Source organism: Pseudonocardia petroleophila, from assembly GCF_014235185.1.
GTDB lineage: Bacteria > Actinomycetota > Actinomycetes > Mycobacteriales > Pseudonocardiaceae > Pseudonocardia > Pseudonocardia petroleophila.
On record NZ_CP060131.1, the window covers coordinates 6,004,368 to 6,028,449 of the forward strand.

The window sequence follows — 24,082 nt, forward strand, 5'->3', positions numbered from 1 at the left end:
GGTCACCGGTAGCGCCGCGGGACCGTCCACGGGCGGCCGAACTCCTCGTCGAACGACTCGGGGTCGAACGGGCTGTCACCCCCGGCGGGGAAGCTGGTCAGCTCGCCGAAGACCACCCGACCGTCGACGTCGTAGAGGTCCACGCGCACGAAGTCGGTGCCCGCGCCGAGCCGCTCGGCCACCTCGATCATCTCGGTCAGGCAGGCGGGCTCCGCGGGTTCCGCCCGGGGCGGCCCGCCGCTCAGCGGCAGGTGCCGCCAGTCGGGCCGGAAGAAGTCCTGGGTGCGGCGGCCGAACCGCCCGGCGTCGACCTGCACGAACGCGCACCGGCCGTGGAAGACGAAGAACTTGCAGTCGTCGGGGATCGCCCCGTCCGCGCGGGCGAGCAGCTCCTCGACGATGATCCGCCGCGGCACCCGGCCGTAGACCCACTCGTGGTTGGGCCCCCGCCCGTAGAGCTGGGCCACCCAGCCCCGCGCGATCCGGACGACCTCCTCGCGCGGCGCGGCCCCGGGCCGGACGTGCCGGTAGACCCAGCTGCCCTCCTCCGTCGGCAGGCGCGCGTCGGCGGGTGCGCGGTCGGACACGACGATCGCCGCACCGCTGCCGTGCGTCGGCTTGACGACGTGGGCGTCCGGCAGGTCCAGGTCGCGCAGCTCCGCGGGGTCGTCGACGATCGCGTACGCGCGCGGCAGGTACCGCTCCCCCACCACCGCGGCGACGTGGTCGCGGACCGCGGCCTTGTCGGCGAAGGTCACGACGAGCTCGCGGTGGTCGCGCAGCATCTTGTAGCGCACCTTCTCGCGGAACGTGCGGGGGCGGCGCGTGCGCCACAGGCGCACCGCCCGCACGAGCCTGCTCCGCACGCGCAGGCGGACGCGTACCGCCGGCACCCGCGGCCCCCTCAGCGCACGAGGTCGGCGAGCGCCACCATCTCCGCCTCCGGATCGACGACGGGCTGGATGACGATCTCGTCGATCCCGGCCGCCTCCATGCCCGCGATCCGCGCGAGCAGCTCCTCGCGCGTGCCGATCAGGCCCAGCTTGTCGACCAGCGACGGCACGACGAGCTCGCGGTCGTCGGCGTCGATGCGCCCGAGGTAGTTGCGGTAGAGGACGGCGTGGCGGTCGGGCGCGGTGGAGGTGGTGCCGCGCTTGGCCAGCAGCCGCTGCACGGCGGCCGCCTCGTCGGGTTCGAGCGTGTCGAGGAAGCCCTTGTTGTCGGCGGCGAAGGTGAGCAGCGCCATCGCGATGTGGCCCATGGTGTCGCGGGCGAGGTCGCCGTGGCGGTCCTCGCCGTCGTCCAGCACGCGCAGCGAGGTCATCACGTAGGAGTCGACGTCGTCGGCCACGCCCGCCTCCTGCGCGGCCGCGCGGCGGGCCCCGTCGAACGCCGTCCACGCACCGGGATCGAGCAGGCCGAACGAGATCACCCCGGCCCCGAGCCGGCCAGCGATGGCGGCGGCCTTGAGACCGAACGCGGCGACCACGAACTCCACCGGGGACGTCGTGTCCACGTAGGGGCCGACGTGCAGGAACCGCACCGGGCGGACCCGGTCGCCCTCGCGGTAGTCGGTAGACCGACCCGCGGTGAGGTCCTGCACGGCCGCGGTGAACGACTCGAGCTCGGCCATCGTCGTCGGCAGCATGCCGAGGGTCCGCCGGGCGGTGTTGCCGGTGCCGACGCCGCAGATGATCCGCCCGGGCGCGATCGCGTTGAGGCTGGCGACCGCCGCGGCCGCCGCGGGCGCGGAGCGCAGTGCCGGTGAGGTGACCCCGATGCCCAGCTTGATCCGGTCTGTGGCCTTCGCGCAGAGCGCCAGCGAGACGAACGGGTCCCCGTTCACCATCGGCGTGTCGTACACCCAGAAGCTGTGGAACCCGAGCTCCTCGGCCCGTACGGCCAGGTCCTCGACCCCGGGTCGGGCCGTCATCACGATCCCCGTGCGCATGCGGTGGTCCCCTCGTCGTCGAGTGCGACCGGCCCATGGTCACACGCCGCGCCGGTGCGGGACACCGCCTCCGGTGCGGTCAGCGGCGCGCCAGGTAGACCGTGTTCGACGACCGCCCTCCGGTGAGCGGGTTGGGGAAGTCGACGACCTCGGCCCGGTCCTCGGAGAAGACCTCGCCCAGCACCGCGCCGAAGGCGTCGAGCGGCGGGCGGTCCGACCACAGGCCCAGCACGCCGCCCTCGCGCAGCGACGGCAGGAGCCTGCGCAGGCCCGCCGCGGCGTAGAACTCCGCGTGGGCGGGGGCGAGCACGTGGTCCGGGGCGTGGTCGATGTCGACGAGCACGGCGTCGTAGCGGGCCCCGGGCGCCTCGGGGTCGAGGCCGTCGCCGCCCGCCACCCGCGCGAAGAAGTCGGCGCAGCGCAGCACGACCCGGGGGTCGCCGGTCAGCCGTCCCGACACCGGCAGCAGGCCGTCGCGGTGCCAGGCGATCACCTCGGGCAGGGCCTCCACCACGGTCACCGAGCGCACCCGCGGGTCGTCGAGCACGGCGACGGCGGTGTAGCCCAGACCCAGCCCGCCGACGACGACGTCGAGCGCGTCGCCCCCGACGGCGGCGAGGCCGCGGCGCGCGAGCTCGATCTCCGCGACGGTGAACAGGCTGGACATGAGGAACTCGTCGCCGAGCTTCGCCTCGAACACCTCGACGTCGGCGACGGGATCGTGCCTGCGGCGCAGGCTGATCTCGCCGATGGCGGTGTCGGCCCGGTCGAGCACGAGGAGACGCGCACCGGCACCGGTCCCCCGGCGCGCCGAACGCCGACCGGGCCGGACGGGGCCGTCCTCGGGCACGGACACGGTCACGGGCGCGGTCCTCCGATCGCCGGGCACCGGGAGCGGGGCCGTCGGCGTCGCGATCGTGTCACACGGGGTCGCGCGGTGACCTGCTCAGTCCCAGACGGCGATGACCCGGACCTCGATGCTCTCCCGCGGCGGGGAGTCCGGGATCAACGTGACGAGCCCGACCGGCGTCCGCGAGATCGACGCCTTCGCCGGCACCCGGATGTCCGACAGCGTCATCGCCTGGGGTCGAGCGGCGCAGCCGCGGGGGGGCGCCTAGCGGTCAGTCGGCGTCGAGGCCGAACGGGTCGGGGCCGGGGCGCCCGGTCAGCCGCTCCAGGATCGCGCTGAACCCGTTGCGCAGGTGCAGCTCGGTGGCCGCCGCGACCCGGTCGACGTCACCGTCCTCGACCGCCGCGAGGATCTCCAGGTGCTCGCGGTGCGACTGCTCGGCCCGCGGCGCCGCGTCGAGCATCAGGTCCCAGGGGAACGCCTGCCACATGACCGCGATCCGCTCGGTGAGCGCGGGCATGCCGCAGCGCTCGTAGAACAGGAAGTGGAACTCGCGGTTGCGCTCACGCGTGCCGGTCCCGCCGGGTCCGGCGCCGTCGTCGAGGAGCCTGCGCGCCTGGGCGAGGTCGCGGCGCGACAGGCGCAGCGTCGCCCGGCGCATCGCGTAGGTCTCGGTGAGCCGCCGCACCACGTAGGTGGCGGTGACCTGGTCGAGGTCCACCCCCGCGACCCGGACGCCGCGGTGCGGCTCGGAGACGACCAGCCCCTCGGCCTCGAGCTGGCGCATCGCCTCCCGGACCGGCGTGATGCTCGCGCCGAACTGGCGGGCCAGGTCGTCCTGCGGCATCCGCTCACCGCGGGCGAGCTCGCCGGAGAGGATCCGGCGTCGCAGCTCGTCGACGATCTGGTCGCGCTTGGTCGGTTGGACTGCGGTCATCACCACTCCCCGCGCTTCGTGGATCCGGCACGATCCTAGGCCACGGTGCATCCCGGGACCGGGGACCTCGGTCAGCCCTCCTCCAGCCCCCTGCGGATGCGGTCGGTGTCGGCGCCCACGGCCGGGATCGCGCCCATCCGCGGCTCCCGCCCGTCGTACCCGATCGGGGGCAGGAGCGCCCGGATCGGCCCCGCGGGCGAGTCGACCGTCCGCCACCGGTCGCGGGCGGCCAGCTGGGGGTGCTCCAGCACCTCGCCGAGCTCCCGGCGGCGGGCGTGCGCGATGCGGTGCTCGGCGAGGCGGGCCTCGAGCCCGTCACCGGTCACGTCGAGGAGGACCTTGTCGATCTCGGCGTGCAGCTCGGGGCGGTGCGCCACCCGGCGGCTGCCGGTGTCGAACCGCGGATCGACGGCCAGCTCGGGGCGCTGCAGCACGCCGTCGCAGAAGCGCACCCACTCCCGCTCGTTCTGGATCGCGAGCACGACCTCGACCCCGTCGCCCGCGGCGAAGCAGCCGTAGGGCGCGATCGCGGCGTGGCTGGTTCCGGCGCGCACGGGCGGGGTGCCGTAGCCCGCGTAGTAGAGGGGGTAGCCCATCCACTCGGTGAGCGCGTCGAACAGGCTCACCTCCAGCGCGGCGCCCCGGCCCGTGCGCTCCCGCTCGTAGAGCGCCGCGAGGATCCCGCTGAAGGCGTACATCCCCGCGCCGATGTCGGCCGCCGGGATGCCGCTCTTGGCCGGCTGCTCCGGCGTCCCGGTGACCGACAGCAGCCCGGCCTCGGCCTGGATCAGCAGGTCGTAGGCCCGGGCGTCCCGGTACGGGCCGCTGTCGCCGTACCCGGAGATCGAGCAGGTCACCAGGCGGGGGAACCGCGCGCGCAGCTCCTGCGCCCCGAGCCCGAGCCGCTCGGCCGCGCCGGGGGCGAAGTTCTGGACGAACACGTCGGCGTCGGTCAGCAGGCGCCGGAGCACGTCGATCCCGGCCGGGTCCTTCAGGTCCAGCGCGATCGACTCCTTGGACCGGTTGAGCCAGACGAAGTGGCTGGAGAGCCCCTCGACGGTCTCGTCGTAGTCGCGGGCGAAGTCGCCGGACCCCGGCCGCTCGACCTTGATCACCCGGGCCCCGAGGTCGGCCAGGTGCCGGGTGGCCAGCGGCGCGGCGACGGCCTGCTCGCAGGAGACGACGGTGATCCCGTCCAGCGGGAGCGCGGTCATGCCAGCCCCACGACGACGGCCTTGGTCCGCGTGTAGCCGAGCAGCCCCTCGACACCCTTCTCCCGGCCGTACCCGGACCGCTTCGTGCCGCCCAGCGGCAGCTCGATGCCGCCGCCCGCGCCGTAGGTGTTGACGAAGACCTGGCCGGCGTCGAGCTCGGCGGCCAGGCGGTGGGCCCGGCCGACCGACCCCGTCCACAGCGCGGCGACCAGCCCGTACTCGGTGGCGTTGGCCAGCTCGACGGCCTCGTCGTCGGTGCGGAACGTCGTGACGGCCAGCACCGGCCCGAACACCTCCTGCTGCCCGATCTCCGAGCCGACCGGCACGTGGTCGAACAGGGTGGGCGGGAAGAAGAACCCGGCGCCGCCGGGGGCCTCCCCGCCGGTGACGAGCTCGGCGTCGGCCCGAGCGCGCCCGACCATCGCGGCCACCCGGTCGCGCTGCGTCGCGTTGGTCAGCGGCCCGAGGTCGGGGTCGTCCGGCCCGGGACCCGTGCGGACCGCCTCGAACCGCTCCCGGACCCGGGCCACCACCTCGTCGTGCACGGACTGGTGCACCAGCACGCGCGAGCCCGCCGTGCAGGTCTGCCCGGCGTTCTGCACGATCGAGTTGACGATCAGCGGGACCGCCCGGTCGAGGTCGGCGTCGGCGAAGACGATGTTCGGGGACTTGCCTCCCAGCTCCAGCACCACGGGCACGACGTTCGCCGCGGCGGCGGTGGCGACCGCCGTGCCCACCGGGCGCGAGCCGGTGAAGGAGAGGTGGTCGATGCCCGGGTGGGCGGCCAGCGCGGCGCCCGCCTCGACCCCGACGCCCGTGACGACGTTGAACGCGCCGTCGGCGAAGCCCGCCTCGGCGGCCAGGCGGGCGAGCTCGACCGCGGTGACGGGGCTGTCCTCGGCCGGCTTGAGCACGCAGCAGTTGCCCGCGGCCAGCAGCCACGGCCAGGGCCACGAGACGGCGTTCGCACAGCTCGCGTCCGCGGTGCTGCAGGTCCCGATGGAGAAGATCCGGCTGGTGCAGTCCGACACCGCGCTGGTGCCCCGCGGCTCGGGACCATGGGGTCGCGGTCGCTGCAGACCGGCGGCAGCGCGATCCACGGTTCCAGCACCGAGCTGGTCGTGCGCGCCCGCGAGATCGCCGCCCACCTGCTGGAGGCGTCGGCGGAGGACGTGGAGCTGTCCGCGGCCGGATTCGGGGTCAGGGGCGTCACGGGGCCGGTCGTGACCTGGGCCCAGGCAGCGGCGGCCGCCGAGGACGGCACCGGCCGCCCGGACGGCGCGGCCGCCGCCCTGCGCGAGGAGCTGGACTTCGCCCAGGGCCAGTCCAGCTTCCCGTTCGGCTCGCACATCGCCGTCGTCGAGGTCGACCTGGACACCGGCCGGGTCACCCCGCTGCGGCACGTGGCCGTCGACGACTGCGGGCGGATCCTCAACCCGCTGCTGGTCGAGGGCCAGCAGCACGGCGGCATCGCCCAGGGCGTCTCGCAGGCGCTCTACGAGCTGGTCGACTACGACGCCGACGGCAACCCGACCACCGCCAACCTGGTGTCCTACACGATCCCCAGCGCCGCGGACCTGTGCGCGTTCGAGGCGTCCACCACCGAGACCCCGACGCACCTGAACCCGCTGGGCGCCAAGGGCATCGGGGAGTCGGGGACGATCGGCTCCACCCCGGCCGTGCACAACGCCGTGATCGACGCGCTCTCGCACCTCGGGGTGCGCCACATCGACATGCCGCTCACCCCCGAGAAGGTGTGGCGGGCGATCCGGGGAGCGGCCGGGCCGGGCGCGGCGGGCTGACGGCGGGGCGGGCCACCGCACGCCAGCGGTTACCCTCGGGCGAGCCGGAGAACCCCCGGACGGTCACCCGGAGGAGAGCCCGACCATGCCCCCTGTCCCTCGCGGTGGCTCCACCGTCGTCGCGGCGACGTGGGCGGTCGCCGGTGTCGTCCACCTCCTGATCGCGCTCCGCGGCGACGGCGCGGGCGCCGTGCTCGGGTTCGCCCTCGCCGCGGTGGCCCTGGTCGGGGCGGCCGCGCTGCTCGTGGACCCCCGGCCCGAGCTGCTGGTCGTGGCCGCGGTGGCCGGCGTCGTGGGGGTGGCCGCGTTCGCGCTGCCGCTGATCCTGCCGCTGCTGGGGATCGGGGGTCCGGCCACCGATCCCCTCGACGCGTGGCGGATCGGCGCCTTCGTGGTGGACGCGCTGACGGTCCGGCTCGCCGCGTTCACCCTGCGGCGCGCCGGCCGGGCGCGGGCCTGAGCGTCACCGGGACGGCTGGAGACTTCGCGGTCAGCCGCTCGTCGGGCATCCGCACATCGTGCCCTGCCGGACTCGCGCGGGGTCCGTCGAACGGTGGATCTCCACCCGCCCGATCGTCGGACGACCGGGCGGGCCGGCGTGCCTAGCGTCGCTGTCATGACCGCGACCACCGCCACCACCGCACCGCCCCGGCTGCACGGCCTCGACGCGCTGCGGGCCGCCGCGCTCGGGCTGGGGATCGTCCTGCACTCGCTCATCCCGTTCGCCCCGGGGGCGCTGTGGCTGGTCACCGACTCGGTGACCAGCGACGCCGTGAACGTCCCGCTGGTCCTCATCCACCTGTTCCGGATGGTGCTGTTCATGATGCTGGCCGGCTACTTCGGCCGGATGGTGCTGCACCGCCGGGGCACGGGCGCCTACCTGCGGGACCGCGCGCTGCGGATCCTGCTCCCGCTCGTCGCGTTCTGGCCGGTCGCGGTGCTCTCGCTGGGGATCCTCGTCGGGGTGAACGTCGCGCTGCGCGGCGTCGAGCCCCCGCCGACGCCCGCCGCGGACGCCTCCCCGCTGCTCGCCTTCACGCCGGGCCAGCTCTGGTTCCTGCTGGTCCTGATGGAGTGCGTGCTGATCACCGTGGTGGTCCGGGCGGTGGCGCGGCGCCTGGCGGGCCCGGACCGCGTCGCGCGCCTGTCCGGGCGGGCCGGGGCCCTGCTCGCGTCGCCGTGGGGCGTCGGCCTGGCGGCGGTCCCGTACCTGGTCGGGCTGCTGGTCCAGGGCCACACGGCGGGCGGGATCGTCGAACCGTTCACGGTCCTGCCCGAGGTCGCCCCGCTCGTCACCTACCTGGGCGCGTTCGGTGTCGGCTGGTTCCTGCAGGCCCGCCCCGACGCGCTGACCCGCCTCGCCGCGACGTGGCCGGTGCACCTGGGCGCCGCCGTGGTGCTCAGCGCGGTGGTGCTGCTGGGGGCGGCCGCGCTGCCGCTGTGGGCCGCGGCGGCGATCACCGCGCTGGCCGGGTGGACCTGGACCTACGGCCTGGTGGGGGTGTGCAGCCGGTACCTCACCCGCGAGCGACCGGTCGTGCGCTACCTGGCCGACGCCTCGTACTGGATGTACCTGCTGCACCTGCCGCTGCTCGTCGGCATCGAGATCCTGCTCGCCGACCTGGCCTGGCCGATCCCCGTCAAGCTCGTGCTCACCTGGGCGGTCACCGCGGTCGTCCTCCTCCTCGGCTACGACCTGCTGGTGCGCGGCACCTGGCTCGGTGCGTGGCTCAACGGCAGGCGGCGGCCGCGGGCCCTGCGGCGGCGCCGGACCGTCGCGGCCGGCTGAGCGGCCCCGGGTTCAGCGCGCCGGCGCCCCGTCCGCGACGAGCGGGCGGGCGCCGGACCGCGCCGCGCCGGCGCCGGCGGCCACCACGAACCCGATCCCGGCGACGCGGATCGCGCACCGCGCCGGCCGCCTCGACCTGGTCCAGGACGTGCTGCTGCGGGCGTTCGCGGTCGTCGGGCGGGGCCGGGCCGCGCGGCCCCCGCTCGCCCTCGTCGCGGGCCGGCTCACCCGGTGAGGCCTGCGCCGGGACGACCGGGGGTGGCCGACGCGGTCGCCGCTCGGCCCGCGGCGATCCGGTCGAGCCACTCCCCCAGCACGTGCCGCTCGCCCTCGGTGAGCGCGGTGATCCCGTCGAGCCCGGCCCGCAGCGTCGTCGCGGCGGTGACCGGACCGGGTTCCCGCCGGGGCGGAGCGCCGGTCGCGATCGCGGCGAGCACGGTGTCCCGCGCGAGGTCCGACAGCGCCGGGTCCCGGTCGTCGGCGGGGGTCGCGAGCAGCGTGAGGACCGTGCCGCAGGCCGCGGCGTGCACCAGGTCGGCCGCGGTGCGCTCGTCGACGGTCAGCCGGCCCGCCGCGGCGATCGCCCGGACGTGCCGACGCAGGACGGCCCACGACCGCTCCGCGGCGGGGGACGTCCGGCCCGAGGTCGGGTCGCCGTACATGAGCAGGTAGAGCGCGGGGTGGGCGAGCCCGAAGCCGACGTGCACGGCCCACCCCGCGCGCAGGTCCTCGACCGGGTCGTCACCGGGCGGGTCGAGGACCTTCGTCCGTAGGTACGCGGCGAACCCGTGCTCGGCGACGGCGTCGAGCAGGCCGTCCTTGTCGCCGAACAGGCGGTAGAGCGCGGGCGCCTGGGTGCCCGCCGCCGCGGCGACCGCGCGCGTCGACACGGCGTCGCGGCCGCCCTCGGCGAGCAGCCGCGCGGCGGCCTCCACGACGTGGTCGCGCACCTCGCGCCGGGCGTCCATGCATCCGACGCTACCTGATCCGTGGTATCACTGGAAACGCCACTGATCACACGATTCCGGTATCAGTGATAACCGAGGGAGCTGACCATGATCATCGTCACGGGCGCGACGGGGCGGCTGGGCCGCGCCGTCGTGGAGCGGCTGCTGGAGCGCGGCGGCCCCGACGGGCTGGGGGTCAGCGTCCGCGACCCGGGCGCGGCCCGGGACCTCGCCGACCGCGGCGTCCGCGTCCGGCGCGGCGACTTCGACGACCCCGCCGCGCTGGCGCACGCCGTCGAGGGCGCGGACCGGGTCCTGATCGTCTCCGGACCCGCCGACGCGGCCGCCCACCGGCGCGCGGTCGACGCGGCGGCGGCCGCGGGCGCGCGGCGGATCCTCTACACCAGCCACATGGGAGCGCGGCGCGACTCCCCGTTCGCCCCGATGCCCGCCCACGCCGAGACCGAGGACGACCTGCGGCGCAGCGGCGTCGCCTGCACCGCCCTGCGCAACGGGTTCTACGCGGCCACCGCGGTGCAGCTCATGGGGCAGGCGCTCACGACCGGGCAGCTCGTGGCCCCCGAGGACGGACCGGTGTCCTGGACGGCGCACGCCGACCTCGCCGACGCCGCCGCGCTCGCCCTGGACGGGGCCCTCGACGGCGTGACCGCCCCGCTCACCGGACCGCAGGCCCTCGACTTCGGCGACATCGCCGCCCTCGCCTCGGAGCTGACGGGCCGCGACATCACCCGCGTGACCGTCGCCGACGACGAGTGGACCGCGGGGATGGTGGCGCGCGGCGTGCCGGAGGGCGGTGCCCGGATGCTGCTCGGGATGTTCCTCGCGAGCCGCCGGGGGGACTTCGCCGCCGTCGACCCCGCGCTCGGGGAGCTCCTCGGCCGCCCGGCGACGACGTTCGCCGAGGTGCTCGCCGCGTCGACCGGGGGCTGAGGCTCAGCCGGGAGGGTCCAGGTCCCGCCACACCGCGACGTCGCCGACGAACTCCGGCTCCGCCCCGACGAGCGCGGTGGTCTGCTGCACCAGCGCGTCGACGTTGCGGGACGGGCCGAGCACCGCCGAGCACGCCCCCCAGCGGGCGACGTCGGCGCGGAACCGGGCGCGCACCTCGGGGGTGACCTCGCGGACGGCGCCGTCGACGTGCACGTCGTGCAGCAGGCGGCCGGTGTGCGTCGGCTGCCCCCCGACGTACGCGCGGCCGTCGGCGGCCGGTCCGATGAAGTAGCCGCCCGGGATCGCGAAGGACAGCCCGGCGGCCTGCTGCCAGGCCATCGCGTCGACGTCGGGCGCGGCCGGGAAGGGCAGCAGCAGCACGCTGCCGCCGGGGCAGTCCAGGGCCGGGTCCCCCGACGTCAGGAACGCGGGGACCGCCGGCGCGTCCTGCGCCGGGAGGGGGCCGGGCACCAGCGGCAGCAGGGCGACGACCACGGCGAACGCCACCGCGCCGCGCACCGCGACCGCCTCGGCCCGCACCCGCTCCAGGGCCAGCGCGAGTGCCGCCGCCGCGAGGAACGCCGTGAACAGCGGCAGCCGCGTGGCGATGACGTGCTCGAACCCGGGCAGCCCCGCGAGCAGGGCCCAGGGCAGCGGCACGCCCGTCCGCACCCCGTCGACGACGAGCTCCGGGCCCAGCGCCAGCACCGCCGTCGCCGCGGCGACCAGGAGCGCGGTGCGCAGGCGGGCGTCGCGGCGGTAGCGGACCAGCCCGGCGAGGAGCACGACCAGCAGCGGGAACCCGAGCAGGGCCGTGCGCTCCTCGATCCCGCCGGCGAACACCGCGGAGCGCTCGGCCGCGGCGGAGGTGGTGAGCACCTGCAGCGGGGTGCCGACGACGAGGCCGGCGAGGTCGGTCGAGTAGTACGCCGTGGCGAACGGGCTGCCCTCCTGCGGCAGCGGCCCGAGCAGCTGGAACGCCAGGCCCGGCCCGCCCACCAGCGCGAACACGCCCAGGGCGAGCAGGGCCCGGCCCGTGACCCGGCCCGCGCGGCCCCGCACCTCCCGCGGGTGCGACGCCACGAGCACCACCAGCAGCAGGGCGACGACGAGGCCGGAGAGGAACAGGATCTCCTCGCCCACGTACACCTGCAGCCCCGCGGCCAGGCCGAGCAGCACGGCGGTGGAGCGCGCCGGCCGGGCGTCGGTGAGCAGCCGCACCGACATCAGCAGCAGGACGGGCACCGCCGGGTTCAGCACCAGGTTCGGGTGCCCGCCCGCGGCCTGCGCGACCATCGCCGGGGAGAACCCGGCGAGCAGCCCGCCCACGGCCGCGGGCCCGGTCCCGACGCCCAGCGGCCGGGCCAGCAGGCACCAGAACGTCGCCGACGCCGTCGCGGCCAGGCCCAGGGTGGTCAGCACGGTGACGGTGCCGATCCCGCCGAACGCCGCGGTGACCGGCGCGAGCAGCAGCCCGGGCAGCACCATCCCGTTGTTCCACATCAGGTTGATGCCGTCGGGGTGGTTGAGGGCGTCGGAGTACAGCGGGAGGCGGCCCTGCGCCAGCGCCCGCGGGGTCCAGGTGAGCAGCCAGCCGAACAGCACGGAGTCGGGCTCGTTGACCGAGGTGACCCGTCGCCCGAGCGGGGTCCACCACGGCCCGGTGACCACCAGGGCCAGCACCAGGTAGCCGAGCGGGACCCCCGCGGCCGCGACGGTGCGCGACCGCGGCCGGGGCCGGGACGCCTGCACGGTCAGCACGCCGGTGATCCTTCCACGGCGATCGCGTCCCCCCGCCTGCGCGACACCCCCGACAAGTCCTACTCTCAGGTAACCGGGCACCCGCCCGTCTCGAAGGGAAGGCAGAACCCGATGCGCTTGCAGCTGTCCCCGGAGGACGAGAGCTTCCGGGAGGAGATGCGGACGTTCTTCACGACCGCCATCCCCCAGTCGATGCGCGACACCGTCGCGGCCCGCGGCGAGCTCTCCCGCGAGCAGTGGATCGAGAGCCACCGCATCCTGCACGCGGCGGGCCTCGCCGTGCCGGACTGGCCGGTGGAGTGGGGCGGCCGGGACTGGACCCCGCTGCAGCGCCACATCTGGCGCTCGGAGATGCAGCTCGCGGGCGTCCCCGAGCCGCTCGCGTTCAACGCCAGCATGATCGGGCCGGTCATCGCGGCGTTCGGCACGCAGGAGCAGAAGGAGCGGTTCCTGCCCGCCACCGCCAACCTCGACATCTGGTGGTGCCAGGGCTTCTCCGAGCCCGACGCCGGCTCCGACCTCGCGAGCCTGCGCACCACCGCCGTCCGCGACGGCGACGACTGGGTCGTCAACGGCCAGAAGACCTGGACCACGCTCGGCCAGCACGCCGACTGGATCTTCTGCCTCGTGCGGACCGACCCGTCGGTGAAGAAGCAGCGCGGCATCTCGATGATCGTGTTCCCGATGGACTCCCCCGGGGTGAGCCTGCGCCCGATCGAGCTCGTCGACGGCAGCGTCGAGGTCAACGAGGTCTTCTTCTCCGACGTCCGGGTGCCCGCGGAGAACCTGATCGGCGAGGAGAACAAGGGCTGGGACTACGCCAAGTTCCTGCTCGGCAACGAGCGCGTCGGCATCGCCCGCGTCGGCTCCACCAAGCGGCTGCTGGCCAACGCCCGCCGCTACGCCCACGAGATCACCGCCGACGGCCGCCCGCTCATCGAGGACGCGCGGATCGCCGCGCGCCTCGCGGAGCTGGAGAACGAGATGGTGGCCCTGGAGCTGACGGCCCTGCGGGTCGTCGCGCACTCGGCGGGCGGGCGCCCGCACCCGGCGTCCTCGGTGCTCAAGCTGCGCGGGTCGCAGCTGGAGCAGGACGCCACCGCGCTGGTCATGGACATCGCCGGGCCGCTGTCGATCGCCGCGGCGCCCGACCCGGAGTCCGACGTCCCCGAGTGGGCCCGCATCTCCGCGCCGGGCTACCTCAACGACCGCAAGGTCTCCATCTACGGAGGCTCGAACGAAGTGCAGCGGACCATCATCGCCGGCACGATCCTGGGGCTCTGACCATCATGGACTTCACCTTCGACACCGAGCAGAACGACCTGCGCGACGCCGTCCGCAGCATCCTCGAGCGCGCCTACGGCGCGATCGACCAGCGCCGGAAGGCCGTCGCCCAGGACCCCGGCTTCGACGAGCGGCTCTGGGCGCAGCTCGCCGAGATGGGCCTGCTGGGCCTGCCCTTCGACGAGAGCGTCGGCGGCACCGGGGCGGGGCCGGTCGAGGTCGCGATCGTGGCCGAGGAGATCGGGCGCGTCATCGCCCCCGAGCCGTTCGTCGAGGCCGTGGTCCTCGCGGGCGGCCTCGTCGACGCCGCGGGCACCGACGCGCAGCGCGCCGAGGTGCTGGGCGGGATCGCCGACGGCAGCGTCCTGGCCGCGTTCGCGCACACCGAGCCGGGCAGCCGGTGGAGCACCACCGCCGCCGCGGTCACCGCGACGGAGGCCGACGGCGGATGGCGGCTCACCGGCGTCAAGGAGCCGGTGCCCAACGGCGCCCGCGCCGACGTGCTGGTGGTCAGCGCGGTCGCCGACGGCGCCACCCGGCTGTTCCTCGTGCGCGGCGACGCCGAGGGCCTGGCCCGGCACGGCTACCGCACCCACGACGGCGGCCGCGCGGCCAAGGTCCGCTTCGACGGGGCCCCCGCCGAGCTGCTCGGGGAGGGCACCGGCGACCGCCGCGCCGACATCGAGCGCGCCCTCGCGGTGGCCCGGATCGCCTACGCGCACGAGTCGGTCGGCGCGATGAGCACGGCCCTGACCACCACGACCGAGTACCTGAAGACCCGCAAGCAGTTCGGGGTCACCCTGAACACGTTCCAGGCGCTCACGTTCCGGGCCGCCGACATGTACGTGTCGCTGGAGCTGGCCCGCAGCATCGCGCTGTGGGCGACGCTGGTCGTCGACGCGGGCGGCGACGTCGTCACCGCGGCGGCCCGCGCCCGGCTGCAGGCGGCGAAGGCGGGGCGGCACGTCGGCCAGGAGGCCATCCAGCTGCACGGCGGGATCGGCATGACGGCGGAGTACTCGGTGGGCCACTACACGAGCCGGCTCACGGCGATCGACCACCTGCACGGCGACGGGGACTGGGCGCTGGGCCGGCTCACCGCCGACGTCGGCGAGCGGGAGGTCGTCGACCCGCTCGGCGCGCCGTACACCGGCTGAGCCCCTCCCTCCTCGGCACCCGGGCCCCGGATACGGTGTCCGGGTGCCGATGACCGCCAAGTACGCCACCACCTGCGGCGTCTGCTCGAACCGCGTCTCCCCCGGCGAGGAGATCGCCCGCGCCGGCACCGGCTGGGGCCATGTGGCCTGCGCCGATGCCGCTCCGGCCGCGGGGAGGCCCGCGGCGACGGCACCCGCGCGGGCGAAGAAGCCCGCCCGTCCCGACATGCCCGCCCCCGACGGCGCGCTCGAGGTGTGGACCGACGGCGCCTGCTCGGGCAACCCCGGCCCCGGCGGCTGGGCGTGGGCCACGCAGGACGGCCGTCGCGGCGCGGGCGGGGAGTCCCCCACCACCAACCAGCGCATGGAGATCCGGGCCGCGCTGGAGGCCGTCCGGTCCCTGGACGGGCCGCTCGTCGTCGTCAGCGACTCGACCTACGTCGTCAACTGCTTCCGCGACCGCTGGTGGAAGGGCTGGATCGACCGCGGCTGGGTCACCAGCGCGAAGAAGCCCGTCGTCAGCCGCGACCTGTGGGAGCCGCTGATCACGCTGGTCAACGAGCGCGGCGACGTGTCCTTCCGCTGGGTCAAGGGCCACTCCGGCGACGCGATGAACGACCTCGTCGACGCGCTCGCGGTGGAGCAGGCCCAGGCCGTCGCCTGAGGGCTACCCGAGCTCGGCCCGCAGCAGCGCCGCCGCGCCGGACATCGCCCGCATCTTGCCCTCGGCGCTGTCCCGCGGCAGGTACTTCATGCCGCAGTCGGTGCTGATGACGAGGTTCTCCGGCGCGGTGTGGGCGAACGCGCGGCGCACCCGGCCCGCCACGACCTCCGCGGTCTCGACGGCCGGGTCGGACAGGTCGATCACGCCCAGGATGATCGTCTTCCCGGCCAGGTCGGCGAGCACGCCGAGGTCCAGCCCGGACTGCGCGGTCTCGATCGACACCTGGTCCACCGGGCAGCCGGCCAGCTCGGGCAGGAACGAGTAGCCCTCGGGGCGCTCGTGGATGATCGCGGCGTAGCCGAAGCAGATGTGCACCGCGGTGGTGCCGGTGACGCCGTCGAGCGCCGCGTTCAGGGCCGCGAGGCCGTAGGCGCGGGCGGCGTCCGGGCGGGCCTGCATGTACGGCTCGTCGATCTGCACGACGTCGGCGCCCGCCTCGTGCAGCGCGCGGATCTCGGCGTTGACGGCGACGGCGTAGTCCATGGCCGCGGCCTCGGCGTCGGGGTAGTGGTCGTTCTGCGCCTGCTGGCTCATCGTGAACGGGCCGGGCACCGTCATCTTGACGGTGCGGTCGGTGTGCGCCCGCAGGAACCGCACGTCGTCGACCTCGACCGGGCGGGTGCGCCGGATCGGGCCGGTGATCCGCGGGACCGGGTTGGGGTGCCCGCTGCGGTCGAGCGCGGTGCCGGGGTTGTCGACGTCGACGCCGTCCAGTGCCGTCGCGAAGTGGTTGGAGTAGGACTCGCGGCGGATCTCCCCGTCGGTGACGACGTCGAGCCCGGCGTCCTCCTGCGCGCGGATCGCGAGCAGGGTGGCGTCGTCCTGGGCCTGGGCGAGGAACTCCGGCGCGACCCGCCACAGCTCCTTCGCGCGCACGCGCGGGGGGAAGCGGCCGGCGAGCTTCGCGCGGTCGATGATCCAGTCGGGCTGGGCGTAGGACCCGACCAGCGAGGTCGGGAGCAGGGGCAGGGACACGGAGACCTCCATCAGGGAACGAGCACGATCCGGCCGCGGGCGGTCCCGTCGCACTGGCGGGTCCAGGCGTCGGTGGCGTCGGCGAGCGGCACCCGCTCGTGCCCGACGGTCAGCCGGTGCTCCGCGGCGAAGCGGCACACCGCCAGCACGGCCTCGCCGCGGGTGGCCGCGTCGAGCGAGGCGTTGGTGTAGCCCAGCACGTCGAGCGAGCGGCTGCGCAGCGTCGCCGAGGAGACGGGGCTGGACTCGGCCGCCGACCCGCCGAGGTTCACCAGCCGGCCGCCGGGGCGCAGCGTCGACAGCGCGGCCGCGGCCGGGTCGCCGGAGAGCGGGTCGATCACCAGGTCCGCCCCGCCGGAGGCGTCGGCGAGGCGGGCGGCGAGGTCGTCGCCTCCGTCGAGCAGGACCGTGGCGTCGGCCCCGCGCGAGCGGGCCAGCTCCAGCGCCGACGCCGACCGCGCGCAGGCCACGACCCGGCCCGCCCCGGCCAGGCGGGCCAGCTGCACCGCGGCCTGCCCGACGATCCCGCCTGCCCCGAGCACGATCACCGTCTCGCCGGCGGCGAGCCGCCCGCGGCGGGTCAGGCACATCCACGCGGCCACCGCGGACAGGCCCAGCGCGGCGGCGAGCACCGGGTCCACGCCCGGGGGCAGCGCGACGACGTCGTCGGCGCCCACCGCGGCCCGCTGCGCCATGCTGCCGTCGCCCGGGGCCGTGCCCGCGGTCGTCGCGAACCAGACGGCGGTACCCGCGGCGAGGTCGCCGAGCGGCCCCGCGAGCGTGCCGACCCCCTGCACCCCCGGCACGTACGGCGTGGCGGGGGTGCCGAAGTACGACGTGCCCGACGCGCAGAGCACGTCGAGCGGGGTGATCGGGGCGGCCAGCACGTCGACCAGCCCCTCCCCCGCCGGTTCCGGGCCCTCGCCGACCTCGGGGGCCCGCCCCGGGACGACGATCCGGGCGGCGATCACGCGGGCTGCAGCACGACGTCGAACCGGGCGTCGAGCCACGCGACGTCGGAGCGGCCGCCGTCCGGGGTCGGGCCGGGCCCGCGCTCGGTGAACGCGACGACCAGCTCCGGCTTGGTCCCGAACACGACGTCGCTGTCGAGGTACTCCGCGCCCTCCCGGAACAGGTGCGTGACCAGCGGGTGGAACCCCGGGACGTCGACGAGGACGTGCACGTGGGCGGGCCGGTAGTGGCTGATCGCCGTCTGGGCGATGAGCTCGCCGACCGGGCCGTCCATCGGGATCGCGTAGCCCTTCGGTGCGATGGTCCGCACGCAGTACGAGCCGTCGGGCCGGGTGGTGTACTTCGCGCGCAGCCGGGCCTCGTCGACGGGGAGCTGGGCCTCGTAGGCGCCGTCCTCGTCGGCCTGCCACACGTCGAGCACCGCCCCGCCGACGGGCGTGCCGTCCAGCGCGCGGACCGTGCCGGACAGGTAGAGCGGCGCCCCGGGCAGGCCCTGGCTCATGTCCTCGCCGAACCCCAGCTCGGGCGAGCCGTCGATGTGGAACGGGCCGAGCACCGTCGCGGGGGTCGCGCCCGGGTCGAGGTCGTGGTTGAGCTGCACGACGAGCATGCTCAGCCCGAGCACGTCGGAGGCGAGGATGAACTCCTCGCGCTTGTCGTCGCTGATCTGCCCGGTCCGCGTCAGCCACTGCACGGCCGCCATCCACTCGGCCTCGGTGAGCCGGACCTCACGGGCGAAGTCGTGCAGGTGCCGGATCAGCGCCGTGAGCACCTCACCGGTGCGCGGGTCGTGCGCGGTGCCCCAGCGCTGCACGGCGAGGTCGGTGACGGTGTCCTCGGTGACGGCGTCCATCGCTTCCCCTTCAGTCCTTCAGTACGGGTCGGGGTCGACGGACCGGTTGTTGAGGTCCACCGACAGGAAGATGTCGTTGCCGACGGGGTGGCGCAGCTCCTCGGCGAGCTGCCCGATCAGGCCCGCGGTGCGGGCGAGCAGCGCGAACCCGCGCAGCAGCTCCAGCGGGAGCCCGAGGTCGGCGAGCGCGGCGCCGCAGACGCCTGCGCCGTTGAGGGGCAGCGTCTTTCCGAGGACCTGCGGGTGCACCCGCCCGATCGCGGCGAACAGCGACAGGTGGGGCCCGTACAGGCCCTCCTCGGCGGCGATGGCGAACAGCCGCGGGGTGCGGGGGTCGCCGTCCTTGTGCACGTGATGGCCCAGGCCGGGGACGAACCGCTGCGCCTCGCGCTGGGCGCGCACCACCTCGAGCGCGACGGCGTCCCAGCCGGCGTCGTCGGTCGGCAGGTCGGCGGGCAGGTGCGCGTGCAGGAAGCGTCCGCAGTCCTCGGTGACGCCCAGGAACCGCGACCCGCCACCGAGCAGGCCCGCGGCGAGCGCGCCCTGCACGGAGTCGGGCGCGGAGAGGTAGGTGAGCCGGGTGACGATCGCGGTCGGGGTGAAGCCGTGGTCGGCGAGCGCGGCGAGCACGGCCTCGAACACGCGCGTCTCGCCGGAGGTGGGCCGGCGCTGGGTGGCCAGCCAGAACGCCAGCTCGCCGAACCCGACCTTCCCCATGACGTCGCCGGCGAGGTCGTGGCCGAGGAGGGTGATCGTCTCGCGGCTGGAGGCGCCCAGCGCGGTCGGGTACTCAGGCATCCGGCTCTCCCAGCCACTTCCGCAGTTCGGCCCCGTGCTCGTCGAGCTCCGGCGGGGGGAGCCGGTAGGACGCTGGGGTCGCCGAGAACCGGATCGGGTGCCGGGTCGTCGGCACGGCGCGGTCACCCTCCCCCACCTCGACGACCGGGTCGAGGCCGAACCGCTCGGCCATCGCGAACCCGCCGTCGATGCTCTGGATCGGCCCGCACGGCACGCCGACGGCGGTGAGCGCCTCGAACCACTCGACGGCCCCGCGGGTGGCGAGCCGCTCCTCCAGCAGGGGACGCAGCTCCTCCCGGTTCGCCGTCCGGTCGGCGTTGCGCGCGAAGCGCGGGTCGTCGGCGACCCCGGGGATCCCCAGCACGTCGCACAGCCGCCGGAACTGGCCGTCGTTGGCCGCGGCGACGATGAGGTCGTCGTCGGCGGTGGGCAGCGGCTCGTAGGGGAAGACGCTGGGGTGTGCGTTGCCCATGCGGGTCGGCACCACCCCGCCCGCGACGTAGGCCGAGCTGTGGTTGACCAGCCCGGTCAGCGCCGAGGACAGCAGGTTGACCTCGACGTGCTGGCCCTCGCCGGTCGCGTCGCGGTGGCGCAGGGCGGCGAGGATGCCGATGACGGCGTGGTTGCCCGCCATCACGTCGAACACCGAGATGCCCGCGCGGTACGGCGGCCCGTCCGGGGAGCCGGTGAGGCTCATCAGGCCGGAGATCGCCTGCACCATGAGGTCGTAGCCGGGCACGTGCGCGCCCGTGCCGGACCCGAAGCCGCTGATCGAGGCGTAGACGGTGCGGGGGTCCGCGGCGCGGACGGACTCGTAGTCCAGGCCGTACTTCGCGAGCCCGCCCGGCTTGAAGTTCTCGATCACGACGTCGGCGCGGCGGGCCAGCTCGCGGGCCACGGCGGCGTCGGCGTCGTCGCGCAGGTCGAGCGCGATCGACCGCTTCCCGCGGTTGACCCCCAGGTAGTACGTGGAGGTCTCCTCGCGGACGGGCGGCATCCAGGTGCGCGTCTCGTCGCCCTGGGGGCTCTCGACCTTCACGACCTCGGCGCCCAGGTCCGCCAGCAGCATCGTGGCGTACGGCCCGGCGAGGACGCGGGAGAGGTCGGCGACCAGCACCCCCGACAGCGGTCCCGTCATGCACCCTCCTCGTCCGTCGAGCGGACACCTGTCCGCCCGGACGCGAGTCTGCGCCCGGCCCCCGCGGAGGTCAAGTCGGGTCAGGACACCGCGACGTGCGGCACGTCCTGCACCCGCGCGAAGTCGGCGCTGATCTCGCCTGCGGCCTGCAGCAGCAGCGGGAGGTGGTGCCCCAGCAGGTGGTCGACCGTGGTCTCGGCGGCGTGGCAGTTGACGTTGAGCCCGGCGATGACCCGCCCGGACCCGTCGCGCAGCGGGGCCGCGACCGACCGGATGCCGAGCGTCAGCTGCTCGTCGGTCAGCGCCCAGCCCCGCGCCCTGACCTCGCGCAGCGCGGCGTCGCGCTCGGCGCGGTCGGGCCGCCAGCGGGCCGTCAGCCCGGAGCGGGTGGGCTGGGCCAGCACCGCCTCCAGCTCGTCGACGGGCAGCGCGGCGAGCTGGACCTTGCCCAGCGACGTCGGCAGGGCCGGGAACCGGGTCCCGATCTGCACCGCCAGCGACACGATCTTGGGGACCGACACCCGGGCGACGTAGACGATGTCGGAGCCGTCGAGCTGCGCGATGGAGACCGACTCGTTCGTGCGCGCGCCCAGCTTCTCCATGTGCGGCCGGGCGACCTCCCACAGCCCCTGCGACCGGACGTAGGCGACGCCGAGGTCGAGCACCCGCGGCGTGAGCGCGTAGCCGCGGCCCTCGCTGCGGACGTAGCCGAGCTCGTCGAGCGTGATGAGGATCCGCCGGGCCGTGGGGCGCGCGAGGCCGGTGGCCGCGGCGACCTCGGCGAGCGACATCGACGGCCGGTCGGGCCCGAAGGCCGCGATCACCTCCAGGCCACGGGCCAGCGCCTCGATGAAGTCGGGACCCGCGCCTTCGCGTGGCATCGCACGGTCCCCTCTCGACGCGGCCGGTCCTGCGCAGGGTAACCGACCGGATTGACAGCGACGCCGACCTGCGCGACAGTCAGCCCGAACCCACTTGTCCGTCAGACGGACGAGTGTACGCAGATGGAGGAGAGACCGCGATGAGCGAGCGTCCGGTGGTCCTGCGGGGCGGCACCGTCCTGACCGTCGACGCCGGGCGCACCGTGCTGCCCGGGCACGACGTGCTGGTCGTCGGCGACGTCATCGCCGCGATCGGCCCGGACCTGGAGGTGCCCGCGGGCACCGAGGAGATCGACGCGACCGGCGGCGTCGTCATGCCCGGCATGATCGACACCCACCGGCACATGTGGCAGACGGCCATGCGCGGCTACGGCGCCGACTGGACGCTCACCCAGTACTTCGTCTGGTACTACCTGGAGTGGGGCAAGATCTTCCGCCCGGAGGACGTGCACGCGGGCAACCTGCTCGGGGCCTGGGAGGCGCTCGACGCGGGCGTCACCACCACCGTCGACTGGTCGCACGGGCTGCAGACCACCGACCACGCCGACGCCGCCGTCGACGCGCTGGAGGCGGTGCCCGCCCGGTTCGTCCTCGCCTACGGCAACATCCAGGACGCCCCCGCGAACTGGACGGCCACCCCGGAGTTCCGCGACTTCGTGTCCCGCCGCGGCTCGGGCTCGGACCTGCTCGGCTTCCAGCTCGCCTTCGACGTCACCGGCGACCCGACGTTCCCGGAGAAGCCCGCGTTCGAGGTCGCCCGCGAGCTCGGCGTGCCCGTCAGCACGCACGCCGGGGTCTGGGGCGCCACCAACGACGACGGCATCAAGCTGATGCACGACCACGGGTTCATGACCCCGGAGACGGTGTACGTGCACGCGGCCACGCTGTCGGCCGACTCCTACCACCGCATCGCGGCCACCGGCGGCTCCGTGTCGGTGTCGACCGAGAGCGAGCAGAGCGCGGGCCAGGGCTACCCGCCCACGTGGGCGCTGCGCGCGCACGGCATCCCGGTGTCGCTGTCGATGGACACCAGCGTGTGGTGGAGCGGTGACCTGTTCTCCGCGATGCGCAGCACGCTGGGCGCCGACCGCTCGCGCGAGCACCTGGAGGCGCACGCGGCGGGCGACACCGTCACGCACTCGTCGCTGCGCGCCGACCAGGTCGTGGAGTGGGCCACCCGCGGCGGGGCGGCGGCGCTGGGCCGCGAGTCGGAGCTGGGCAGCGTCGAGGTGGGCAAGAAGGCCGACCTCGTGCTGATCAGGAACGAGCACTCCCCCGTGTCGTTCCCGCTGCTCAACCCGCACGGGCACGTCGCGTTCCAGGCGCAGCGCGCCGACGTGCACACGGTGCTGGTGAACGGCCGCGTCGTGAAGCGCGACGGCCGGCTCGTCGACGTCGACCTGTCCGCGGTGCGGCGCACCGTCGAGCGGACGGTGGAGCACCTGCGCTCCACGATGGGCGAGGACGCCTGGCAGCAGGGCATGAACCCCGACATCCCGGAGACGAAGGTGCTGGACAACCCCTACACCTACACCGACTACCGGAGCGCCGGGACCCACGGGCAGTAGCGCTACAGGCGGTTCTGCTTGCGGCCGGTGACGCGGTTGTAGACCACCAGCACGATCACCGCACCGATGATCGAGCCGATCCAGCCGGCGGGCTGGAAGCCGCGGAAGCCGCCCGTGAGCAGGCCGAAGACGATCCCGCCGAGGATCGAGCCGACCACGCCGACCGCGATCGTGCGCGCGATGCCGATGTGGTCCTTCCCGGGCACGATCGCACGGGCGATGAAGCCGGCGATCAGGCCGAAGACGATCCACCCGATGATGGTTCCGATGACTCCCACTGCCCGGCTCCTCGGTCGTGACGACGGCACGCGTGATCACGTGCCGCCTCCGTTGTACCGCTGAACCCGGCCCGGCGCACACACCCGACCCGGACGTGCGACGGCCCCGGGGTCACCGGTGACCCCGGGGCCGTGCGGGTGGCGCGTCCGCTCCCCAGCGACGCGCGAAGCTGCCGACGGTGGAGTCGTCCGCCGTTGCCCGGGCGTTACGGCGGCGTCCAGACTGGACCCATGGCCGACCCGATCCCCGTCCTGTCGCTCGCCGGATCCCGCGGACCCGACGGCCGGTTCGCCCCCGGCTTCCTCGACGAGCTGCGCCGCGCGCTGCACGAGGTCGGGTTCCTGCAGCTCACCGGCTACGGGGCCGCACCGGGTCAGGTCGACGCGCTCGCCGCGGCGTGCGACCGGTTCTTCGCCCTGCCGCTCGCCGACCGGCTCGCGCTGGACAACCGGCGCTCGCCGCACTTCCGCGGCTACACCCGCCTGGGCCACGAGATCACCGCGGGCCACCCGGACGCGCGCGAGCAGCTCGACTTCGCCCCCGAGCAGCCGGTGCGCCCGGCCGGGTCGTGGGACGCGCCGTTCCGGCTGCTGGAGGGCCCCAACCAGTGGCCGGACGCGCTGCCGGAGCTGCGGCCCGCGGTGCTCGCGTGGACCGACCTGCTCAGCGGCGTCGGCGCCGAGCTGACCCGCGCGCTCGCCGCGTCCCTCGGGCTGGCCGAGGACCACTTCGACGCGCTGTTCGCCGGTGACCCGCACTGGTTCGGCAAGGTCATCCGCTACGTCGGCGGGGCCGGGGACGCCCAGGGCGTCGGCCCGCACGCCGACTGGGGCTTCCTCACGCTGCTGCTCCAGGACGGCACGGGCGGGCTGCAGGCGCGCCTGCCGCGGACGCGGGAGTGGGTGGACGTGCCGCCGCTGCCCGGCGCGCTCGTCGTCAACGTCGGGGAGATGCTGGAGGTCGCCACGCACGGCTACCTCGCCGCCACCGTGCACCGGGTGCTGCCGTGCGCGCCGGGCGGTACGCGTCAGTCGGTCGGGTTCTTCTGGTCCCCGCGCCTGGACGCCGTGCTGGAGCCGGTCCCCCTGCCGCCCGCGCTCGCGGCCGAGGCGCCGGGCGTCACCGAGACCGAGCACAACGCCCTGCTCCCCCGGTTCGGCGACAACGCCCTGAAGGGCTGGTTCCGCTCCCACCCCGAGGTGGCGGCGCGGCACCACCCGGACCTGGTGGGGGCGCTGGGACGCTGACCGG

24 protein-coding genes and 1 pseudogene are annotated in these 24,082 nt (G+C 75.2%); 9 read left to right on the forward strand and 16 right to left on the reverse strand.

Annotated features, from left to right (window positions below; translation table 11 throughout):
- Positions 1 to 2 precede the first annotated feature (2 nt).
- From H6H00_RS29445 to H6H00_RS29470, 7 genes are all read right to left on the reverse strand, one after another.
- A complete protein-coding gene (locus tag H6H00_RS29445) occupies positions 3 to 893 on the reverse strand; it encodes an ATP-grasp fold amidoligase family protein (RefSeq protein ID WP_221775718.1) in 891 nt (296 codons plus the stop codon).
- An 11-nt stretch (positions 894 to 904) separates the two neighbouring features.
- Positions 905 to 1,951 carry an LLM class flavin-dependent oxidoreductase gene (locus H6H00_RS29450; protein ID WP_185718875.1) on the reverse strand — a complete coding sequence of 349 codons (1,047 nt, stop codon included), beginning with the start codon at positions 1,949 to 1,951 and terminating at the stop codon, positions 905 to 907.
- A 79-nt stretch (positions 1,952 to 2,030) separates the two neighbouring features.
- Positions 2,031 to 2,813: a polyamine aminopropyltransferase gene (locus H6H00_RS29455; RefSeq protein ID WP_255425437.1), complete on the reverse strand. Its 783-nt coding sequence runs from the start codon at positions 2,811 to 2,813 to the stop codon at positions 2,031 to 2,033.
- A gap of 84 nt (positions 2,814 to 2,897) precedes the next feature.
- On the reverse strand, positions 2,898 to 3,029 hold the full coding sequence (locus H6H00_RS32600; RefSeq protein WP_255425438.1) for a hypothetical protein: 132 nt from the start codon (positions 3,027 to 3,029) through the stop codon (positions 2,898 to 2,900).
- A 43-nt stretch (positions 3,030 to 3,072) separates the two neighbouring features.
- Positions 3,073 to 3,738, reverse strand: coding sequence for a GntR family transcriptional regulator (locus H6H00_RS29460; RefSeq protein ID WP_185718876.1), 666 nt, complete (start codon positions 3,736 to 3,738; stop codon positions 3,073 to 3,075).
- A 71-nt stretch (positions 3,739 to 3,809) separates the two neighbouring features.
- Positions 3,810 to 4,952 carry a CaiB/BaiF CoA transferase family protein gene (locus H6H00_RS29465; RefSeq protein ID WP_185718877.1) on the reverse strand — a complete coding sequence of 381 codons (1,143 nt, stop codon included), beginning with the start codon at positions 4,950 to 4,952 and terminating at the stop codon, positions 3,810 to 3,812.
- Complete coding sequence (locus H6H00_RS29470) at positions 4,949 to 5,983, reverse strand: aldehyde dehydrogenase family protein (protein WP_255425439.1); 1,035 nt, start codon at positions 5,981 to 5,983, stop codon at positions 4,949 to 4,951. Before H6H00_RS29470 ends, H6H00_RS29465 begins: the two co-directional genes overlap by 4 nt.
- On the opposite strand from H6H00_RS29470, the pseudogene H6H00_RS32605 reads away from it, so the two are divergent.
- From H6H00_RS32605 to H6H00_RS29485, 3 genes and pseudogenes are all read left to right on the forward strand, one after another.
- A pseudogene (locus tag H6H00_RS32605) lies at positions 5,937 to 6,754 on the forward strand (xanthine dehydrogenase family protein molybdopterin-binding subunit). The gene H6H00_RS29470 and the pseudogene H6H00_RS32605 overlap by 47 nt on opposite strands.
- A gap of 85 nt (positions 6,755 to 6,839) precedes the next feature.
- A complete protein-coding gene (locus H6H00_RS29480) occupies positions 6,840 to 7,214 on the forward strand; it encodes a hypothetical protein (protein ID WP_185718880.1) in 375 nt (124 codons plus the stop codon).
- 156 nt (positions 7,215 to 7,370) lie between these two features.
- Positions 7,371 to 8,543: an acyltransferase family protein gene (locus H6H00_RS29485; RefSeq protein WP_185718881.1), complete on the forward strand. Its 1,173-nt coding sequence runs from the start codon at positions 7,371 to 7,373 to the stop codon at positions 8,541 to 8,543.
- Between the two features lie 224 nt (positions 8,544 to 8,767).
- Here H6H00_RS29485 and H6H00_RS29490 read toward each other — a convergent pair whose 3' ends face one another.
- Positions 8,768 to 9,511 carry a TetR/AcrR family transcriptional regulator gene (locus tag H6H00_RS29490; protein ID WP_185718882.1) on the reverse strand — a complete coding sequence of 248 codons (744 nt, stop codon included), beginning with the start codon at positions 9,509 to 9,511 and terminating at the stop codon, positions 8,768 to 8,770.
- 87 nt (positions 9,512 to 9,598) lie between these two features.
- On the opposite strand from H6H00_RS29490, the gene H6H00_RS29495 reads away from it, so the two are divergent.
- Complete coding sequence (locus H6H00_RS29495) at positions 9,599 to 10,441, forward strand: NAD(P)H-binding protein (RefSeq protein WP_185718883.1); 843 nt, start codon at positions 9,599 to 9,601, stop codon at positions 10,439 to 10,441.
- Between the two features lie 3 nt (positions 10,442 to 10,444).
- Here the strand turns inward: H6H00_RS29495 and H6H00_RS29500 are convergent, their stop codons facing one another.
- Positions 10,445 to 12,202: a hypothetical protein gene (locus H6H00_RS29500; RefSeq protein WP_185718884.1), complete on the reverse strand. Its 1,758-nt coding sequence runs from the start codon at positions 12,200 to 12,202 to the stop codon at positions 10,445 to 10,447.
- Positions 12,203 to 12,313: 111 nt separating this feature from the next.
- Between H6H00_RS29500 and H6H00_RS29505 the strand changes: the two genes are divergently transcribed.
- The 3 genes from H6H00_RS29505 to H6H00_RS29515 are packed head-to-tail and all read left to right on the forward strand — an operon-like array spanning position 12,314 to position 15,307.
- Positions 12,314 to 13,486 (forward strand): acyl-CoA dehydrogenase family protein, encoded by a 1,173-nt coding sequence (locus H6H00_RS29505; RefSeq protein WP_185718885.1) that lies wholly within the window; start codon positions 12,314 to 12,316, stop codon positions 13,484 to 13,486.
- Positions 13,487 to 13,491: 5 nt separating this feature from the next.
- Positions 13,492 to 14,643, forward strand: a complete 1,152-nt coding sequence (locus tag H6H00_RS29510; protein WP_185718886.1) for an acyl-CoA dehydrogenase family protein — start codon at positions 13,492 to 13,494, stop codon at positions 14,641 to 14,643.
- A gap of 49 nt (positions 14,644 to 14,692) precedes the next feature.
- Entirely contained in the window at positions 14,693 to 15,307 is a 615-nt protein-coding gene (locus H6H00_RS29515; RefSeq protein ID WP_185722875.1) for a ribonuclease H family protein, read from the forward strand.
- 3 nt (positions 15,308 to 15,310) lie between these two features.
- Here H6H00_RS29515 and H6H00_RS29520 read toward each other — a convergent pair whose 3' ends face one another.
- The 6 genes from H6H00_RS29520 to H6H00_RS29545 form a co-directional block, all read right to left on the reverse strand.
- A complete protein-coding gene (locus H6H00_RS29520) occupies positions 15,311 to 16,342 on the reverse strand; it encodes a uroporphyrinogen decarboxylase family protein (protein WP_255425440.1) in 1,032 nt (343 codons plus the stop codon).
- A gap of 11 nt (positions 16,343 to 16,353) precedes the next feature.
- Positions 16,354 to 17,313 carry a quinone oxidoreductase family protein gene (locus H6H00_RS29525; RefSeq protein ID WP_185718888.1) on the reverse strand — a complete coding sequence of 320 codons (960 nt, stop codon included), beginning with the start codon at positions 17,311 to 17,313 and terminating at the stop codon, positions 16,354 to 16,356.
- Positions 17,310 to 18,167 (reverse strand): dioxygenase family protein, encoded by an 858-nt coding sequence (locus tag H6H00_RS29530; RefSeq protein WP_185718889.1) that lies wholly within the window; start codon positions 18,165 to 18,167, stop codon positions 17,310 to 17,312. Before H6H00_RS29530 ends, H6H00_RS29525 begins: the two co-directional genes overlap by 4 nt.
- A gap of 18 nt (positions 18,168 to 18,185) precedes the next feature.
- A complete protein-coding gene (locus H6H00_RS29535) occupies positions 18,186 to 18,965 on the reverse strand; it encodes a citryl-CoA lyase (protein WP_185718890.1) in 780 nt (259 codons plus the stop codon).
- The gene (locus tag H6H00_RS29540; RefSeq protein ID WP_185718891.1) at positions 18,958 to 20,103 is read right to left on the reverse strand and encodes a CaiB/BaiF CoA transferase family protein; all 1,146 of its coding nucleotides are present in this window, start codon (positions 20,101 to 20,103) and stop codon (positions 18,958 to 18,960) included. The genes H6H00_RS29535 and H6H00_RS29540 overlap by 8 nt, the downstream gene beginning before the upstream one ends.
- Positions 20,104 to 20,183: 80 nt before the next feature.
- Entirely contained in the window at positions 20,184 to 20,984 is an 801-nt protein-coding gene (locus H6H00_RS29545) for an IclR family transcriptional regulator domain-containing protein (protein ID WP_185718892.1), read from the reverse strand.
- Between the two features lie 140 nt (positions 20,985 to 21,124).
- Here H6H00_RS29545 and H6H00_RS29550 point away from each other — a divergent pair, with 140 nt between their 5' ends.
- On the forward strand, positions 21,125 to 22,552 hold the full coding sequence (locus H6H00_RS29550) for an amidohydrolase family protein (protein WP_185718893.1): 1,428 nt from the start codon (positions 21,125 to 21,127) through the stop codon (positions 22,550 to 22,552).
- A gap of 2 nt (positions 22,553 to 22,554) precedes the next feature.
- Here the strand turns inward: H6H00_RS29550 and H6H00_RS29555 are convergent, their stop codons facing one another.
- Positions 22,555 to 22,830 (reverse strand): GlsB/YeaQ/YmgE family stress response membrane protein, encoded by a 276-nt coding sequence (locus H6H00_RS29555; protein ID WP_185718894.1) that lies wholly within the window; start codon positions 22,828 to 22,830, stop codon positions 22,555 to 22,557.
- A 231-nt stretch (positions 22,831 to 23,061) separates the two neighbouring features.
- Between H6H00_RS29555 and H6H00_RS29560 the strand changes: the two genes are divergently transcribed.
- Positions 23,062 to 24,078 carry an isopenicillin N synthase family dioxygenase gene (locus H6H00_RS29560; protein ID WP_185718895.1) on the forward strand — a complete coding sequence of 339 codons (1,017 nt, stop codon included), beginning with the start codon at positions 23,062 to 23,064 and terminating at the stop codon, positions 24,076 to 24,078.
- Positions 24,079 to 24,082: the final 4 nt, after the last annotated feature.

Bases quoted from the DNA above. Each gene is read 5' to 3' on its own strand.
- H6H00_RS29490 (WP_185718882.1), bottom strand. From the start codon at position 9,511: ATGGACGCCCGGCGCGAGGTGCGCGACCACGTCGTGGAGGCCGCCGCG.
- H6H00_RS32600 (WP_255425438.1), bottom strand. From the start codon at position 3,029: ATGACGCTGTCGGACATCCGGGTGCCGGCGAAGGCGTCGATCTCGCGG.
- H6H00_RS29450 (WP_185718875.1), bottom strand. From the start codon at position 1,951: ATGCGCACGGGGATCGTGATGACGGCCCGACCCGGGGTCGAGGACCTG.
- H6H00_RS29530 (WP_185718889.1), bottom strand. From the start codon at position 18,167: ATGGACGCCGTCACCGAGGACACCGTCACCGACCTCGCCGTGCAGCGC.
- H6H00_RS29540 (WP_185718891.1), bottom strand. From the start codon at position 20,103: ATGACGGGACCGCTGTCGGGGGTGCTGGTCGCCGACCTCTCCCGCGTC.
- H6H00_RS29560 (WP_185718895.1), top strand. From the start codon at position 23,062: ATGGCCGACCCGATCCCCGTCCTGTCGCTCGCCGGATCCCGCGGACCC.
- H6H00_RS29550 (WP_185718893.1), top strand. From the start codon at position 21,125: ATGAGCGAGCGTCCGGTGGTCCTGCGGGGCGGCACCGTCCTGACCGTC.
- H6H00_RS29465 (WP_185718877.1), bottom strand. From the start codon at position 4,952: ATGACCGCGCTCCCGCTGGACGGGATCACCGTCGTCTCCTGCGAGCAG.
- H6H00_RS29545 (WP_185718892.1), bottom strand. From the start codon at position 20,984: ATGCCACGCGAAGGCGCGGGTCCCGACTTCATCGAGGCGCTGGCCCGT.
- H6H00_RS29460 (WP_185718876.1), bottom strand. From the start codon at position 3,738: ATGACCGCAGTCCAACCGACCAAGCGCGACCAGATCGTCGACGAGCTG.
- H6H00_RS29535 (WP_185718890.1), bottom strand. From the start codon at position 18,965: ATGCCTGAGTACCCGACCGCGCTGGGCGCCTCCAGCCGCGAGACGATC.
- H6H00_RS29495 (WP_185718883.1), top strand. From the start codon at position 9,599: ATGATCATCGTCACGGGCGCGACGGGGCGGCTGGGCCGCGCCGTCGTG.
- H6H00_RS29505 (WP_185718885.1), top strand. From the start codon at position 12,314: ATGCGCTTGCAGCTGTCCCCGGAGGACGAGAGCTTCCGGGAGGAGATG.
- H6H00_RS29510 (WP_185718886.1), top strand. From the start codon at position 13,492: ATGGACTTCACCTTCGACACCGAGCAGAACGACCTGCGCGACGCCGTC.
- H6H00_RS29485 (WP_185718881.1), top strand. From the start codon at position 7,371: ATGACCGCGACCACCGCCACCACCGCACCGCCCCGGCTGCACGGCCTC.
- H6H00_RS29515 (WP_185722875.1), top strand. From the start codon at position 14,693: ATGACCGCCAAGTACGCCACCACCTGCGGCGTCTGCTCGAACCGCGTC.
- H6H00_RS29480 (WP_185718880.1), top strand. From the start codon at position 6,840: ATGCCCCCTGTCCCTCGCGGTGGCTCCACCGTCGTCGCGGCGACGTGG.